The organism is Erythrobacter donghaensis (assembly GCF_001557325.1).
GTDB lineage: Bacteria > Pseudomonadota > Alphaproteobacteria > Sphingomonadales > Sphingomonadaceae > Erythrobacter > Erythrobacter donghaensis_B.
Genome location: NZ_LSJS01000011.1, coordinates 1 through 934, shown reverse-complemented (window position 1 = coordinate 934; position 934 = coordinate 1). Strand labels below are relative to the sequence as shown.

The 934-nt window shown below is 66.5% G+C and carries 2 protein-coding genes; both read left to right on the top strand.

The window, feature by feature from the left end; translation table 11 throughout:
* Positions 1–690, top strand: a 690-nt coding sequence (locus tag AX692_RS00220) for a TraB/VirB10 family protein (protein ID WP_196491736.1), incomplete at its 5' end; no start/stop codon positions are given.
* A partial coding sequence (locus AX692_RS00215) for a disulfide isomerase DsbC N-terminal domain-containing protein (protein WP_419470592.1) occupies positions 687–934 on the top strand: 248 nt, incomplete at its 3' end. The genes AX692_RS00220 and AX692_RS00215, both read left to right, overlap by 4 nt.

The following is a 934-nucleotide window of genomic DNA, read 5'->3' as shown; positions in this document are numbered from 1 at the left end:
CGTGTGGGCCGGCCCGATGCGCCACCGGTCGTCGTCGAGGATTCGCCCGATTACCTGCCGCCCAACTCCTACGCGCCGGCACGCGTAATCGTCGGCGTCGATGCCTCGGCAGGCGTCGCAAGCCAGACCGATCCGCTGCCTGTGGTGCTTCGGATCACCGGCCCTGCTCGTTCGGTCATGCAGAACGGAAGGGTTCTGACCACCCGGATCCAGGGCTGCGTGGTGAACGGCGCGGCGCGCGGCGACCTCAGCAGCGAGAAGGTTTACGTGAAACTCGCCCGCATGACCTGCGATCAGCCTGGCGGCAGGGTCGCAGTGAGCGAGGTCAAAGGCTTCATCAGCTTCGCTGGCAAGTCCGGGGTCCGCGGCCGCGTCGTAAGCCGCGAAGGCAGCCTCGTCAGCCAGGCGCTGCTCGCAGGAATTGTCGGCGGCTTCGGGCGCGGCTTCTCGGCCAATGCCAACAGCGTCTTTTCCGGCGTCACGACCAACCCCGACGGCAGTCGCTCCAAGCTCTCAGCCGGCGACATTCTCGGCGGCGGACTTGGCCAGGGCGCCGCCGACGCTGCCGACACGGTCAGCAAATACCTGATCGAGCGCGCCGAACAGTACCAACCCGTCGTCGAGATGCCGACCGGCATCGATGTCGAGATCGTGTTCCTCGACGGCGTCTACGTGAGGAACTCCCAATGATCGAAAATACTCTCCTCGAGCAGGACAATCGTCGGCGCCGCTGGTTGCGTACCAGCGCCGGACTGGCGGCGATCATCGCCGTGTCGGCCGCGACGGGATGGGGTGTGGCAAGCCTTGCTGCCCCTGCTGCCGCTCCGGACACGGCGAAGGTTCGAGAGGCGCTCAAGCTGCGCCTGCCCAAGACGCCGATCGACGCAATCAACTGCAAGGGCCTTGGCGGCCTGTGCGAGGTCGCGTCCAAATC